Annotated in this window: 15 protein-coding genes and 1 riboswitch; of the genes, 11 read left to right on the forward strand and 4 right to left on the reverse strand. The window is 38.6% G+C overall.

Translation table 11 applies throughout. The annotated features are described in order from the left end of the window. The 5 genes from ACJHV0_RS05520 to tdeA all read left to right on the forward strand — a co-directional run. Positions 1-902 (forward strand): factor H binding protein domain-containing protein (locus ACJHV0_RS05520; RefSeq protein ID WP_483133610.1); only part of this gene is annotated, 902 nt, incomplete at its 5' end. An 84-nt stretch (positions 903-986) separates the two neighbouring features. Further along, complete coding sequence (locus tag ACJHV0_RS05525) at positions 987-2,396, forward strand: surface lipoprotein assembly modifier (protein WP_483133611.1); 1,410 nt, start codon at positions 987-989, stop codon at positions 2,394-2,396. A gap of 146 nt (positions 2,397-2,542) precedes the next feature. Further along, entirely contained in the window at positions 2,543-3,016 is a 474-nt protein-coding gene (gene gpt, locus ACJHV0_RS05530; protein WP_025216824.1) for a xanthine phosphoribosyltransferase, read from the forward strand. A 62-nt stretch (positions 3,017-3,078) separates the two neighbouring features. Beyond that, on the forward strand, positions 3,079-3,702 hold the full coding sequence (gene gmk, locus ACJHV0_RS05535) for a guanylate kinase (RefSeq protein ID WP_025236515.1): 624 nt from the start codon (positions 3,079-3,081) through the stop codon (positions 3,700-3,702). A gap of 111 nt (positions 3,703-3,813) precedes the next feature. Beyond that, entirely contained in the window at positions 3,814-5,211 is a 1,398-nt protein-coding gene (gene tdeA / locus ACJHV0_RS05540) for a toxin/drug exporter TdeA (RefSeq protein WP_025236514.1), read from the forward strand. 78 nt (positions 5,212-5,289) lie between these two features. Here tdeA and ACJHV0_RS05545 read toward each other — a convergent pair whose 3' ends face one another. Continuing rightward, positions 5,290-6,273: an amidohydrolase family protein gene (locus tag ACJHV0_RS05545; RefSeq protein WP_025236513.1), complete on the reverse strand. Its 984-nt coding sequence runs from the start codon at positions 6,271-6,273 to the stop codon at positions 5,290-5,292. Between the two features lie 269 nt (positions 6,274-6,542). Then, positions 6,543-6,686: riboswitch (TPP riboswitch) on the forward strand. A 42-nt stretch (positions 6,687-6,728) separates the two neighbouring features. Between ACJHV0_RS05545 and thiB the strand changes: the two genes are divergently transcribed. The 4 genes from thiB to folK all read left to right on the forward strand — a co-directional run bounded on the left by thiB (position 6,729) and on the right by folK (position 10,473). Further along, positions 6,729-7,682 carry a thiamine ABC transporter substrate binding subunit gene (gene thiB / locus ACJHV0_RS05550; RefSeq protein ID WP_483133612.1) on the forward strand — a complete coding sequence of 318 codons (954 nt, stop codon included), beginning with the start codon at positions 6,729-6,731 and terminating at the stop codon, positions 7,680-7,682. A gap of 235 nt (positions 7,683-7,917) precedes the next feature. Next, positions 7,918-8,367 carry an RNA polymerase-binding protein DksA gene (gene dksA, locus ACJHV0_RS05555; protein ID WP_025236511.1) on the forward strand — a complete coding sequence of 150 codons (450 nt, stop codon included), beginning with the start codon at positions 7,918-7,920 and terminating at the stop codon, positions 8,365-8,367. A gap of 53 nt (positions 8,368-8,420) precedes the next feature. Next, positions 8,421-9,947 (forward strand): polynucleotide adenylyltransferase PcnB, encoded by a 1,527-nt coding sequence (pcnB, locus tag ACJHV0_RS05560; RefSeq protein WP_334248391.1) that lies wholly within the window; start codon positions 8,421-8,423, stop codon positions 9,945-9,947. Positions 9,948-9,999: 52 nt separating this feature from the next. Further along, a complete protein-coding gene (folK, locus tag ACJHV0_RS05565) occupies positions 10,000-10,473 on the forward strand; it encodes a 2-amino-4-hydroxy-6-hydroxymethyldihydropteridine diphosphokinase (RefSeq protein WP_483133613.1) in 474 nt (157 codons plus the stop codon). Here folK and ACJHV0_RS05570 read toward each other — a convergent pair. The 3 genes from ACJHV0_RS05570 to ACJHV0_RS05580 are packed head-to-tail and all read right to left on the reverse strand — an operon-like array spanning position 10,470 to position 14,209. Further along, a complete protein-coding gene (locus ACJHV0_RS05570) occupies positions 10,470-10,664 on the reverse strand; it encodes a YnbE family lipoprotein (RefSeq protein WP_025216848.1) in 195 nt (64 codons plus the stop codon). The two genes, folK and ACJHV0_RS05570, sit on opposite strands and share 4 nt — an antisense overlap. 16 nt (positions 10,665-10,680) lie before the next feature. After that, a complete protein-coding gene (locus ACJHV0_RS05575) occupies positions 10,681-13,389 on the reverse strand; it encodes a YdbH family protein (RefSeq protein ID WP_483133614.1) in 2,709 nt (902 codons plus the stop codon). A gap of 4 nt (positions 13,390-13,393) precedes the next feature. After that, positions 13,394-14,209, reverse strand: coding sequence for a hypothetical protein (locus ACJHV0_RS05580; RefSeq protein WP_334228866.1), 816 nt, complete (start codon positions 14,207-14,209; stop codon positions 13,394-13,396). Between the two features lie 91 nt (positions 14,210-14,300). Between ACJHV0_RS05580 and gloA the strand changes: the two genes are divergently transcribed. Both gloA and rnt read left to right on the forward strand, forming a co-directional pair. Beyond that, positions 14,301-14,708 carry a lactoylglutathione lyase gene (gene gloA / locus ACJHV0_RS05585; protein ID WP_025236505.1) on the forward strand — a complete coding sequence of 136 codons (408 nt, stop codon included), beginning with the start codon at positions 14,301-14,303 and terminating at the stop codon, positions 14,706-14,708. Between the two features lie 82 nt (positions 14,709-14,790). Further along, positions 14,791-15,480, forward strand: a complete 690-nt coding sequence (gene rnt, locus ACJHV0_RS05590; protein ID WP_283386265.1) for a ribonuclease T — start codon at positions 14,791-14,793, stop codon at positions 15,478-15,480. Positions 15,481-15,571: the final 91 nt, after the last annotated feature.

The raw sequence follows: 15,571 nt of genomic DNA on the forward strand, positions 1-15,571 counted from the left end.
CAGAGCGTAAAGCAAGAGAAGAAAAATTAAGTAACTTAATTAGTAAGGCAAAAGAAGCTGGTTTAACTTCTGATGAAGCTCAAAATTACGCAAATGCTCATATTGATAACAATGCAGAAACTGCAAAAGTTGCATTAGATAAGTTAGTTCAGGAAAAAGCTCGCTTTAGTCAATTAGTTGAAATGGCAAAAAACGAAGGACTTTCTGATGATAAGGCACAAACATTTGCAAAAAATAATGTAGCCAATAGTGATGATGTAGCAAAAGCAAATCTTGATGTCATTGTTATTGATAATGCTAAAGGTATTACAAGTGCAGATTGGGAAAATGGTTTGACTCTTTATAATACTTCATCAACTCCAAGAAGCTACAGTAGTTCAAGCTGTGTTAATAACTATTGTTCAACAGTGAGCGAAGATACTACTACGGAAAAAGGTTCATTATTATACAACCAGCAGTATTCTGTTGTAAGAGGTAGTTATTCTTTAAAAACAGGAACAATTAACGGTCAGAGAGTAGAAGAATATACTTTTAATCCTGGTGCGAAAGGAGTAAAAACTCCTGTTGATGCCCTTCCTTCAGAAGGGAAAGCTACTTATACAGGAAATGCTTTTGATACTTTCCACAAAGGTAATGCTCAAGGTAATCTTAGCTATAATGTAGATTTTAATAAACGTATCGGTTCAGGATCTGTAACAAATTTGAAATATGAGCCAAATGTTGTGCTAGCAGAGGGTAAAATTTCTAATACTACTATTAGCGGAAAAGCTCATTCAGATATAAATGCAACAGGTTCTTATCGAATTGAATTCTTTGGACCAAATGCAGAAGAAATTGGTGGTAAAATGACATTAGGTAAAGATAATTACGGTCTTGCCGGCACTCGTGGCGATATCCAATAATAACCTTTTCTAATATCCAATGCCGTTTAACCACAAATTAAACGGCATTTATATTAACCGTATCTACCCATTTTCTTTATCTTTATGAAAAAATATACCCTGTTATTTCCACTTTTTATCCCTTTTGTGTTGGCAGAAACCGTGATTGAGCACAACACAGATCCCGTTTCTTTTGAACGCCATTCACAAGCGGTCAAATTTGAACAAAATTTTGTAAAAAAATCGCAAAAAACGACCGCTTATCAAGCTGAATATTCATTCAATCAGACTGTTGAACAGCAAATTAACCAAGCAATTTTGAGCCAAAATTGGGAAAACTTAGCACCGCTTTTAAGCCATTATCAGCAAATGCCAAATGTTGATCCTTTACTTTGGCATTACGCCCAAGCGGCACTTGCCTATGCGAAAAAAGATCATCATTCAGCCATTTTTCACTACCGCCAATTACTCGCCAGAAATCCCAATTTGGTTTATCCACGTTTTGATTTAGCGTTAGTTTTGGCAGAAGATCAGCAATTTCGTGAGGCGGAGCGTGAATTTAGCCATATTCAAGCCAATTTACCGCCCGATTTAGGCAAAATTGTGGCGACTACTCAAATGCAAATTGCAGAAAATGAGCGTTGGCAGCCTGATTTTTATCTGCAATATACCCAAACCAATAATGTGAATAATGCGTCATCTTCGCCGATTGTGAACGTAAATGGGCGGATTTTCCGTAAAAATGAAGAAAGTCTTCCACAATCGGCAAAAGGTGTTCGCTATGGTTTCGGATTAAGCAAATTGCAGAATTTGCGTGGCAACCATTTTGTGGGGTTAGGGCTAAATTATAGCGGTATTTATTATTGGGATAATCAAGATTACCGTGAGCAATCTCTTTCTATTTCGCCAAGTTATAGTTACCGCAAGGCTCGCTATCGCTTTAGCGTTTCGCCATTTATTGAGCAGAATTGGTTGGGAAGTAGCCGTTATAATTACCAATTTGGAGCAACGGTAAGTGGTTTGCGTTATCTCAATTCGCAATGGTTGGTGTCGGGGAGTTTTACGCATTTGCAAAAACGTTATTTTGATGAGCTAACGGCAAGTCGTTATAACAGTTATCAGCACCAAATCAGTACTGGAGTGCAGTGGCAAGCAGTCAAAAACTGGCGATTTTTTGCAAATTTAGACGGCAGTCGTGAAATCGCTCGTGAGAAAGCTCAAACGTCAAATAAGTGGTTAGCAAGAGTTGGGGCGGTTTATCAGGGCGAAAAATGGGCAACTCAGGCAAGTTTAGGCTTTGGAAAACGCTATTTTGCCGATAAGCACTATTTATTTGGCTATAAACGGCAAGATAAGGAATATCAAGTTAATCTTGCGGTTTGGAATCGTACTTGGCATTGGCAAGGCATTGTGCCGAAGTTGAATTTCCGTTATCAAAAAATGGATAGTAATATTGCCGATTTTTACTCTCGACAAAATAAAGAACTGTTTTTTACGTTAGAGAAGCTATTTTAGTGCTGATTTTTTGCACTACGCATACGGTTGCGTAATAAGTTGTATAAAAAAATGAATGAAATGATGGCGAAAAAACCATTTTCAGGTTATTCTAGTGCAATTTTTTTATATCGGGGTGAGCCCCAATTTTATATTAGGTTGTTTCTATGAGCGAAAAATACACAAACGAAAAATATGTGGTAACGTGGGATATGTTCCATATGCACGCCCGTAAGTTGGCAGAAAATTTATTACCCGCTTCTCAGTGGAAAGGGATTATTGCAGTGAGCCGTGGCGGTTTATTCCCTGCAGCTGTTTTAGCACGTGAGTTGGGTATTCGCCACGTAGAAACAGTGTGTATCGCAAGCTACGATCACGATAATCAAGGTGAATTAAAAGTATTACACGCAGCTGAAACTGATGGAGAAGGTTTTATTGTAGTAGATGATTTGGTGGATACCGGAAATACCGCAAAAGAAATTCGCAGAATGTACCCGAAAGCACGTTTTGTAACCGTATTTGCTAAACCACAAGGTGCTCCATTAGTTGATGATTATATCATCGACATTCCACAAGAAACCTGGATTGAGCAGCCTTGGGATTTAGGTATTACCTTTGTTCCGCCTTTGGCTCGTAAGTAATTTTGTGTAATGGACAATGAAAATTGTCCATTATTTTTATCTGTTTTAAATTGATTAAGAAAATGAGTTTAGGTCATCTTTATATTATTTCAGCACCCAGTGGTGCAGGTAAATCGTCGTTAATTAACGCATTATTAGCTGATTTGCCACGTTCTGAAGTCCAACTTTCTGTTTCTCACACAACCCGTAATCCACGTCCGGCTGAACAAGATGGCGTGCATTATTACTTTACCAACCACGAAGAATTTAAGCGTTTAATTGAGCAAGAGCATTTTTTGGAATGGGCGGAAGTGTTCGGTAATTACTATGGCACATCGCTACCAATGATTGAACGCAGCCTTGAACAAGGGATTGATGTTTTCCTTGATATTGACTGGCAAGGGGCAAGACAGATTCGGGAAAAAGTGGCAAATGTGAAAACGATCTTTATTTTGCCACCTTCAAAAGCTGAACTCGAAAAACGCTTAATCGGGCGAGGGCAAGACTCAGCAGAAACCATTGCAAAACGTATGGCAGAAGCCGTTTCTGAAATGAGCCATTATGATGAGTTTGATTACGTGATTATTAATGATAACTTTGAACAAGCTCTTTCTGAGCTAAAAGCAATTTTAGTGGCAGAGCGTGTCAGCTTAAATAGTCAGAAAATTCGTCATACCAATCTGATTAGTGAACTATTACATAACTAAATGAACAAGCGTTCATTTTAGCTGGAAAGAAACGTAGTTTTTGGGTAGAATACGCCGGTTTTCTACCCAAATTTTTTCACAAAATTATTTTATCCCAAATAAGGACATAGAATGAAACTCTCAAAATTAGCCTTTTCTGTGGTGTTAGCCTTAACGGTAACGGCTTGTACCACCGGAAATATGAGCAATGATGGTTCTTTGCAAAAAGCACAAGAAACTTATCAAAGTTATGATGAAATCACTAAGCAATATCAAATTAATGAGCAATGGTGGCAAGGTTATAGTGATGCGGAATTAAACCGTGTTGTTGATTTAGCCGTTAAAAACAATCTTGATTTAGCAAAAAGTGGGATTGCAGTAAATAAAGCTCTTTATAATGCGAACTTAGTGGGAGCAAATCTAGTTCCAACCTTTAGTGGTTCAGGTTCTGCTTCAGCCGCAAAAGGATTGGGTTCGGCTTCTTCTAATAATATTTCAACCGGTGTTTCAACTACAGCGGCTCAAGCAGCATTCAATTTAAGTTATACCATTGATTTATGGCAGCGTTTAGCTGACACCGCGAGTGCGGCAGAATGGGTTCATAAAGCGACAGTTGAAGATTTAAAAGCAACTCGCTTATCTATCATCAACTCAGTGGTAACTACTTATTATCAATTAGCTTATTACCGTGATGCTATTCGTATTACCGAAGAAAGCATTAAAAACTATGAGCAAATCAGCCGTATTTTAACGAACAAGATGAATGCAGGTGCAATTGACCGTTTAGCGGTAGATCAAGCACAGCAAGCAGTTTTAACTGCTCGCAACAAGGTGATTGAATTACGCACAATGCAAAAAACGGCAGAGCAGACGTTACGCAATTTGCTAAATGTTCACCCAAATACACCGCTTAATATCCGCTATCCAAATATTATGAATGTGAAATTGCAAGGCGTGGATTTAAATGTGCCGGTTTCAGCGATTGCAAATCGCCCTGATGTAGTAGGTTCATTACAACGTTTACAAAGTGCCTTTAAATCTTTAACGGCGACAGAGAAAAGCTGGTTCCCAACTTTAACTATTGGCGGTTCTATTACTGGTAATGCTACAAATGTGGGGAATATTGCAGATAACCCGGTTGGCAATGCGTTAATTAAACTGGATTTACCATTCTTAGATTGGAATCGTGTAAAAAATAACGTAAAAATTTCAGAAGCGGATTATGTAACGGCTCGTTTGAATTATGAGCAAAAAATTACTTCGGCGTTAAATGAAATTGACCGTTATTATTATGGCTATACGCAATCAAGAAGCTCGTTAAAAGTGCTACAAGATGCATATAATCAAGATAAACGCATCAGTACATACTACAAAAATCGTTATGAACAAGGTGTTTCAGAATTCCGTGAATGGATAGCTGCAATGAACACCGAGCGTAATTCCCAACTTGCCATTTTAAATGCCAAGTACACCATCTTAGCGAATGAAAATGCGGTGTACCAAGCAATGGCAGGTAAATATAGAAGATAAGCAAGTACAGTAGAACTAAAAAAGAGTTAATATGCCAAATATTAACTCTTTTTTATTTTGAATAAATAAAGCTGTGAATTATAAACCCAACACTTTTCGTCCATTAATACTGGCGATATTTGCCATTTCTTCTAAGTTAGTGAAACGGCAACCCGCAGAAAGTAGGCTTAACTCTTGCCACATATCGCCTTCACACAGTGGCACCATATAGTCGCAGATGTTATCTGTCCCCACTGCCACTGTGATGCCTTCAGGAATTAATTCATCCGCAGGCGTTAAAGCGTTGTGGAACGGCTGGAGGTCTTCTTTACGACCACTATCAATCCACGCCATCGGGCAGGCAATCACCATCATTTGGCTATCACGCATTTTTTGATACAACATTTTACGATAATCTTTTGGGTGAGCCCCAATTGAGATACCGTGAATAGCGACAACTCGCCCTTGCATTCCGTGTTCAACTGATTTATCACATAGTTGCTCGGTTTCTTTTTCTTTTGGTGAGTTAAATTGATCGACGTGAACGTGCAACATTTTACCTTGTGATTTGGCAGTTTCCATTAAAATATCCATTGCTTCCAAGCCTTTGCCATAATCTAATTCATCACGGTAAGGCAATCCACCGATGATATCCACCATTTCAGAGCCAATATCAAACCACTTTTTCGCCGTTGGCTCAATCACTCCTTTTAAGGTTTGGTTAGCAAATTTTAAGATAATATCGTTTTTATACACTTCACGGGCTTTGTGAGCGGCAATAATGGCTCTGTCTTCACATACCTGATCGATATCTACAAAAGTACCGAATGCAGTAACCCCTTGTGAAATCATCAATTCAATCGCTTGAGAGAAGCGACGGTAGTAATCTTCTACGCTTGAATTACGTTTTACTTCATCTACCAAGTCCCATTTTTGTTGTAGATTCGCATTTTGATAAACAGTGATTTTCTCGGGTGTCATTGTAAATGCACGATCTGCGTGAGCGTGAGCATTTACCCAGCCGCCTTTTTTAATGATTTCATCACGAATATGACCTTTTAGGGTACGAATCAATTGGCTCATCTATGCTATTCCTTTCAATATTGTCAATGTAGATTAAGTATCATAAAAAAATCGCCTTTAAGAGCGATTTTTAATGTTTAGAAATGAATAAAAAAACAGCCACGCCTCGTGAAACGATGCGTAGCTGCGTAGAATTTGGAGTCATTATTAAAGTAGGATAATTCATTTCTAGTTCCTTGTTTGAACTAGGTGGGTAGTATAATGATTTTTTTGCTAAATAGCAAACGTTTGCGAATATTGAAATTCAGCAACAAACTTTTTACAATAAAGCGTTCTCATTGGGGTGCAACAAGCGGTTTAATTTGCTTAAAAATTTGCAAATTTTCTCTAAAATCCGACCGCTTGTGGCTGAGAAATACCCATAGAACCTGATCTGATTAATATCAGCGTAGGGATTTGAGATAGCAAACTTGCCTCTTAAATCCTTCTATCAACGTAATTTAGAAGGACTTTTTATGAAACTGATTTTATCTTCATTGGCACTACTTACCTCCACCGCTTTTGCCAACCAACCAACACTTACCGTTTACACTTATAGTTCGTTTGCCTCTGAATATGGTCCGGCTGCAAAATTAGAGCAAAATTTTGAGAAAGAGTGTAACTGTGATTTAAAATTTATGCCGTTTGATAATGGTGTAACAATGTTCAACCGTGTGCGTTTAGAAGGTGAAAAAACCAAAGCCGATGTGGTTTTAGGCATTGATAATTTCTTGCAAACTGAAGCTGAAAATTCAGGGTTGTTCACGGAATTTGAGGCAAAAACCAAATTAGAGATGAAAGATAAAATTTTCTTTCCGTATGATACAGGCTCTTATGCCTTTATTTACGATAAAGAAAAGTTGAAAAATCCGCCGAAAAGTTTGAAAGAGCTGGTTGAACGCCAAGACTTAAAGATTATCTACCAAGATCCAAGAACCAGTAGCGTTGGACGTGGTTTCTTAATGTGGGTAAATCAAGTGTATGGTGATGAAGCTCCAACGGCTTGGAAAACATTGGCAAAACATACCGTAACGGTCGGTAAAGGTTGGTCTGAAACTTATGGAGCTTTCTTAAAAGGGGAATCGGATTTAGTATTAAGTTATACTACATCGCCTTTATATCATAAGTGGCACGAAAACACCGATAAATATGTGGCAGCTCCATTTGAGGAAGGGCATTTAGTTCAAGTAGAAAATGCGGCAATTGTAAAAACGACTAAACAAAGAGCGTTAGCAAATCAATTTTTAGCATTTTTGCATAAGCCTGAGTCGCAACATATTATTTCTTACCATAATGTAATGAACCCTGTTTTAGCGGAAGGTGTTGATCCTGCTTTTGCAGAAATGCCAACCTACAACACATTAGAATTTACTCCGCCCTCTAATGAAACGATTCAAAAATGGCTCGCCGATTGGTCAAAAAGCTGGTAAGAAATAAACAGAATGATAGCCGAACGTAAATTCGGCTATAATTTTGAGCAAATAAATCAATATAAATGCAAAATTTTTGCAAATTTATTTGTTAGTCATTCGATTTTGTGTTATTTATAGCCGCCATTACTAAAAACCCGAAGATGTTGATTTTTTCGTATAATGTAGTTACAAGGAAGTTAGGTTGTATTCGGGATATAATTTTAACAATAAAATTCCAAACAAGGAGTAATCTATGACTGAAACGGCTAAAACCACCTCTCTTGGTTTATTAGCATTAGCAGGTGTTGAGCCTTATGAGCCGGCAAAAGATGAAGAGTATATGAATGAAGCTCAACGTGAGCATTTCAAAAAAATTCTGAAAGCGTGGCACGGTCAAATTATGGAAGAAGCAGAACGCACAAAAAGCCAGCTTCAAGAAGATATGACGAACTTCGCTGACCCTAACGATCGTGCAAGTCAAGAAGAAGAGTTTAGTTTAGAACTTCGTAATCGTGATCGTGAACGTAAATTGTTGAAAAAAATTGAGCAAACGTTACATAAAATTCAAGAAGATGATTACGGTTTTTGTGAAACCTGTGGTGTTGAGATCGGCATCAAACGCTTAGAAGCTCGCCCAACTGCAGATTTATGTATAGATTGCAAAACATTAGCTGAAATTCGCGAGAAGCAGCTAGGTTTATAATCAAGTTACATAATGCCTCTTTTAAAGAGGCATTTACTATTTAGAGGTGTACTATTTTTAATTATATTAAGTCATTATTTTCCAAACCAAAAAAGCAAGAGAAGGAAAATAAGCCAGAAGTTGAACCAAGAGCGGAGAAAACAACTAAATCCAGTCGCTCTAAACGTTCAGCCCCTAAATTAACAGAACAAAAAAGCCATAAAAAAGGCAGTAAAGGTCATCAAACAGATGTGCCTTCTCATCTCCTACATAAAAAATTCACGGTAAGTGCAGCTCAATATGGGATTAGTCCGAAGGATTTCCCTAAAAATGCTCTTTCGATTGTAGATAAATTACATCTTGCCGGGTTTGAAGCCTATATTGTTGGTGGTTGTATTCGTGATCTATTACTTGAAAAAAAACCAAAAGATTTTGATATTGCCACCAATGCTCGCCCGGAAGAAATTCAACGTATTTTCGGCAGACAATGCCGCTTGATTGGTCGTCGTTTCCGCTTAGCTCACATTGTTTACGGGCGTGAAATTTTTGAGGTAGCAACCTTCCGAGCAGGGCACGCTTCCCACAGCAATGACAAAATCTCGAAAGTAAGCGATGAAGGAATGCTATTGCGTGATAATGTATACGGCACATTAAGAGACGATGCCGAACGCCGTGATTTTACCGTCAATGCGTTATATTACGATACCAAACGTAACTTGATTTTTGATTTCTTCAACGGTATTGAGGATTTACGAGCAGGCAAATTATCGCTCATTGGCGAGCCTGCAATCCGCTACCAAGAAGACCCTGTGCGTATGATCAGAGCCATTCGTTTTATGGCGAAGCTGGATATGTTCCTTGATAAAGCAACAGAAGCTCCAATTCGTGATATGGCGGTGCTTTTAACGAATATCCCGGCAGCTCGTTTGTTTGATGAATCGCTCAAATTATTACAAACAGGAGCAGGGCTAAAAACCTATCAATTATTACGTGAATACGATTTGTGGCAATTCTTGTTCCCTGTATTAACGCCGTTTTTCACCCCAAAAGGGGATTCAAATGCTGAGCGTATGATTAATAAAGCATTAACCTCAACAGATGAACGCATTGCAGATCAATTGCCTGTTAATCCAGCTTTCTTATTTGCTGCACTGCTTTGGTATCCATTGCGTGAAAAAATGGAACAACTTAAAAATGAAGGTGGTTTCAACAGCCACGATGCAATGATGTTAGCGGCAAATGACATCTTGGCAGATAGCTGCAAAGCTATCGCCTTGCATCGTCGTCATACTTCGGTTATTCGTGATATTTGGGCATTGCAATTCCAAATGATGAAACGTAGTGGCAACCGCCCGCAACAAACGCTGGAACATATCAAATTCCGTGCAGGCTTTGACTTGTTAGTGATGCGTGCGGAAATTGAAGGTGGCGATTTAATTGAACTTGCTGCTTGGTGGCACGAATACCAATTCAGCAATGAGGGGCAACGTGGTGAGTTGTTAAAATCGGTTCGTCATTTGCCTAATATTCAGCCTGAAGCGAAGAAAAAACGCCGCCGTAGAACGTTTAAGAAAAAAACGAAAACATCTAAAACTGAATAATGTTGTAGGGGCGAAAAATCTTTCGCTCCTACTTTTTTAGGAAAGGAAAATTATGCAAACTGTCTACATCGCCTTAGGCTCAAACCTTGATAATCCTCTCGAACAGCTTAAACAAGCGGTCGAAAAATTGAAAAAATTTGCAATTCATTTTGAAATTAGCCCATTTTATGGCTCAAAACCTGTTGGACCGCAAGATCAGCCTGATTATGTGAATGCCGTAGCGAAATTTGAAACCGAATTATCGCCAACTGAATTGCTAGATAAGTTACAAAGCATTGAAAATGAACAGGGCAGAGTGCGTTTACGCCGTTGGGGCGAGCGGACGTTGGATTTGGATATTATTTTATACGGCAATGAGCAAATTCAAACCGAGCGTTTGGACGTGCCACATATTGAGATGAAAAATCGTGAATTTGTGATTGTGCCGATGTTTGATTTAAGCCCGAATTTGGTATTACCAACAGGGGAAAAATTAGCCGATATTTATCAGCAATTTAAAGATCACCAAATGGCAACCTTTAACTAATTTTTCGTTTTATTTTCACTTTTCGTGATCACCGCACGGGATTTTTCGTCCATCTTCACATCAATGCGGTGATCTACCACTACATTCATATTAATGGTTATCCCATCAGCAGGCGTTTCGAGCTGCACTTTGGGTGTACAAGCGGTCAAATTTAGCAAAAAAATTGCAAAACAAAATGAGGCTGTTTTCATTTTTCTTCCGTTATTTTTATTCATCATCTAATTTTTGGTAGAGATAATTTTCTAGCTTTTGCTCAAATTGTGAGCTGTAGTTAATTAATTTCCACAAATCAAACATATTTTCTCGGTGATTATAGTTTAAATTCACTTTGGATTGATCTTGGTTAGACGATAATTTTAATTTTCCGTCCAACACTAAATCGCCTTTTGAGCCGACATTAATCAGACTGCGAAAATCATTAATCGTGCTTTTATCCACTAAATGTAACAAAATTTGCTCGGTGTAACCACTTTTCTTCATTTCTGAAAGCAATTCAGGGGTAAAGGTTAAATAAGAGGTTTCCGCTTGGGTAAGTAAGCCATCGCAGATGTAGCAAGGTTTGCCGCTTAGCCAAAATGGCAAGGTAGCGTTGGCTTTGCCTTTCAGATCGATTTGTTGATATTGCATAAATTGCAAAATTTTCTCAAAATCTAACCGCTCTAAATTCAGATAAGCAATTTCGGTTTGCGGTAAGGCGAAGCGTTTTACATTGAGTTTACCGCCAAATAAATTAAAGGATAATTGATTTAAATTCAATGGTTTAGATTTAGTGTAAGGGTAGTAACCATTAATTTTCATTGAGGCATTATCAAGGGCTAACTCGCCGAGTTTGATTTGTGCGACTTTGACATCTATCGGTTTTTTTACACCGAAATGAAAGCGTCCATCTTGATAGCGGTAAGGTAGAGCAAATTCAATGCCTTTTGCCTCGCCATCTGGTAAGGATAATCCTCCGTTGCGAATGGTTAAATGCCCGCCTGCAATTAAGCCTTTTTCTGCACTGGCGGTAAATGCCGTTTCGCCACGAATTGTGCCGTTATTAATTATCCATTGGCTACGGAATGGAAAAAGAGGTTGAAAGCCTTGTGCAGACTGCTCTAGCCAATATAGCTTACCGATAATTTGGCTGGCATCTGCGGTTAATTGGCGGCGAGCAAATAATTTAAGCGGACCAAGTTCGGTGGTATTTACTGTACCTTTGAAATTAAGATTTTCTAACTCACCGTTAAAAGCAAGTTTTGCTTGTGGTTTTGGTAGCAGACCACCGTAATCAAACTTAATTTCAGGTGATTTGAGCTGAATAGCTCCGTCAAGCGTGAATTTTTTGATATTAAATTGTATTGTTTGGGCGTTGGTTAGCTCTGTTTTGGAAATAGTTGTGCCATCAAGCCTCACAGAGGATAAATCGCCCTTCAGTTCGTTAAGCTGCACCGTATTTTTATGCCATTGCCCTCTACCGCTTAAATTTACTTTACTGTTAAAAGCGTTAAGATTGGAGTTTCCCCAAATTCGCCATTTCCAGCTATCTTTAACGGCTTTTGGGTCTTTCGGATCTTGGAAAAAATCTAACGCTCCTGCTTTAAAATTTTGAGCTTGTCCATCTAAATGGAATTCAATATTTTTAAAGTCAGGACTTTGTCCTCGAAGAATGGCGTGTAATCGCCCGTGAATACCTTGTTTATCTATTTTGATCCCGGCAAGCGGAAAACGTAAATCATCAATCGTTAAATAACGCTCTTTCCCTGTCAAACGAAGCAGGGAAGTGGGTAAAAACTTCAAGGTTAAATCATCGTAATTACCCTGAAAATCCAGCGGAATACTGCTGTATAAAATAAAGTTACCGTGCTTGATGTTACCTGTCAAACGTAGTGGTAAATTCAGCCCTTGTTCGGTAATTTCGCCCTCTGAATTGGAGATCACAATATTGCCTTTTCCTAAACTGTTTTGGGAAAGCAAGCTGATACGAATAGCCGTTTTAAGCGGCAAAAATGGCTGGTTGGTAAAAGATTGTGGAGTAACTTTTGCTGTAACAAAGCCGTGAAGCGGAAAACGTTCGGTTAAGCTCCAATCAAAACGCCCTTGTTTGATTTCTAGGCTTTTGCCGTCAAACAGAAAAGGGAAATTGAGCTTATCATTTTCAGTACTAAGGCTTGCCTGCCAGTTTCCTTCAAATTGTTGTTGGGCGTTTTTCTGCCAATTCAAGGTTGAATGCCCGTTTTGTAAGGCTTTGGTTGTAATGATTTCATCGGGCAGCTGCCAGTAATATTCTGCTGAAAGAGTGTGTGGAAGCGTAAGGAAATTATCTTCAATTTCAGCAGAAAGTGTAAGCTTATGTTGCTCTTGCTTGCTTGGTTGGTAAGTTAAATCGGCATTCAATTTCCCATTTGTAAAAAATGCGGAAAAATCGACCGCTTGTTGAGCTAATGTAGCTTTGATTTCTCCATTAAACAGGGAAATTTTCAAGGCGGTTTGTTGTTCTAACAAGTGGATAATTCTTGGGTTAAAATTCTCCGGGAGATTTTTCCAATTAAGCGAGTGGATAGTTGCTTCGCCATCAGGAATCACCGCCAGTAATGCTTTTAGCGAAGTGTTGGAATTATTTTCCGATTTGGGAAAGAGTGATAAGCAGTGGGAGTCAATGTCTAATTTTTCAACAAATAGGTGGTTTTGCTTAATCCAAGTGAGATCTGTTTTATCTGCACTAATCAGCGGGCAATCTCGATAAGAAAGTTGAAATTGTGAAACTGATGAACCTTGCCAATTTAGGTGTAACCCTTGTGGAATTTTCACTTTCCACTCTTTCGGTAAAATCCAGTTAATGGGAGTAGCAAGTTGGGTATTAGGCACACATAAAAAGGCAATCACCGCAATGAATATTGCGGTAAGTATGCCGAAAATGCGTAATACCCATTTCATAAAATCAGGCTACATTGGCGAATGGATATAAGATTGCAAGGGTTGTAGCGACACTCCAAGCGGTCGGATTTTTGATATTTTTTCCAAGTAGTAACCACGCCAGCATCAGCAAAATCACAAATTGTGCAGCAAAATAAAGAATGAATGAGAGCAATGGCATTTCCGGCATAATTTGCAAATGTTGATATAACACAAATGCTGACCAGCAGTAGTTAAGTATCAAGACAATTAAGGCGGCTTTTACCAATAATTTCAAGAAAACCTCTAAACGGCTTTTTGCTAACATTAAATACCAGCCAGCGAGTAAAATGCCAAGCAGCACTTGAGCAAAATTATTGGCACGAATGCCGTTAAATAGTGAAGGCAGTTCAATCCAATAAATTGCTAAATATTGAATAATGCCGATTGCCACAATGCCAAAACCACAATACATCAACGTGTTGTAGAGCGTTTCATCTTCCGGCAAACGAAAATAGATCAAGCAAGATAAAATGGCAGCAAAACTTGCAATTGCCATTGGGTTATATTTAGGTGTGAAAGCAATCGAATAAATAAAATTTCCGACTGCAAAAATCAGTAAAAAAGGCAGAATAAAGGTTAAGCGGCTGGTTTGCCCACGACAAATCTCACCTTTCCATAATACTAAAATGGCGATGAAAGAGGTAACAAAAAACGCCAATAAATAAGGGGAGATGAAAATAGCATTATCCGGAGAGGCGTAAAAATTAAGTGCCATTTCAATAAATAGCATTAACACCATCGGCAGGGCTGCGTGTGTGGCAATTTCAAGTTTTGATGGGCTGTCGTGATCGTGAGCCATAAATAATCCTAAAAAATGGAAAGAAAATGATTTTAAGCTCAAATTATGCCATAATACGCAAGATTTTTTAACTTCAAGGGGGAAAGAAAATATGCGAATTTTACACACAATGTTACGCGTTGGAGATTTAGAGCGTTCAATCAAATTCTATACCGAAGTGTTAGGTATGCGTTTGTTACGCAGAAGTGAGAACGAGCAATACAAGTACTCTTTAGCCTTCTTAGGCTATGCTGACGAAAGCGAAAGTGCAGTTATTGAGCTGACTTACAACTGGGGTGTGGATAGCTACGAGCTAGGTACTGCTTATGGTCATATTGCATTAGGTGTTGATGATATTTATCAAACGATTGAAGATGTGCGTGCGGCAGGTGGTAAAATTACCCGTGAGCCGGGTCCTGTATTAGGCGGCACAACGGTTATTGCTTTTGCGGAAGATCCGGATGGTTATAAAATCGAATTTATTGAAAACAAAAACGCACAAGCCGCATTAGGAAACTAATTCCTTTTATCTATTCACAAGCGGTCGGATTTGTAAAAAATTTTGCAAATCAGACCGCTTGTATTTTTAAGTTGAAATAAAAATGGAAAATATAACTGAATCTACCTCTCAATCGACTACACCACCAACCGATTATAATCTATTAAAAAATCGTTTTCGTGGTTATTTGCCCGTTGTGATTGATGTTGAAACTGCGGGGCTTAATGCTCAAACTGATGCGTTATTAGAACTGGCGGCAATTACGGTTAAAATGGACGAAAACGGTTACTTAGTGGAAGACCAAAAATGCCATTTTCATATCAAACCGTTTGAAGGGGCGAATATTAACCCAGAGTCGCTAAAGTTTAACGGCATTGATATTGATAACCCATTGCGAGGTGCGGTGGCAGAAAATATCGCTATTCCCGAAATGTTTAAAATGGTGCGTAGAGCGATGAAAGAGCAGGGTTGCCAACGTGCGGTGATTGTGGCTCACAATGCTGCGTTCGATCAGGGATTTTTACAGGCAGCGGTTAAAAGGATTAATGCTAAACGTGATCCCTTCCACCCCTTTGCAATGTTTGATACTGCAACCCTTGCAGGTTTTATGTACGGACAAACGGTGTTAGTTAAAGCCTGCCAAGCCGCCCAAATTAGTTTTGACGGACACCAAGCCCACTGTGCATTATACGATACCGAAAAAACCACAGAGTTATTTTGTGCAATGGTGAATCGCCTTAAAGATTTAGGTGGGTTTCCGCTGTTGCAAGTTGATGAAGATACAAGCAAATAACACGTTTTGCATAAAAACAATAGAATGGATAAATTTCTTGCAAATTTTTATGGAAAATTAACCGCTTGTAGAGCATAAAAAAGCTGGGTAA

Source organism: Mannheimia sp. (genome assembly GCF_056854775.1).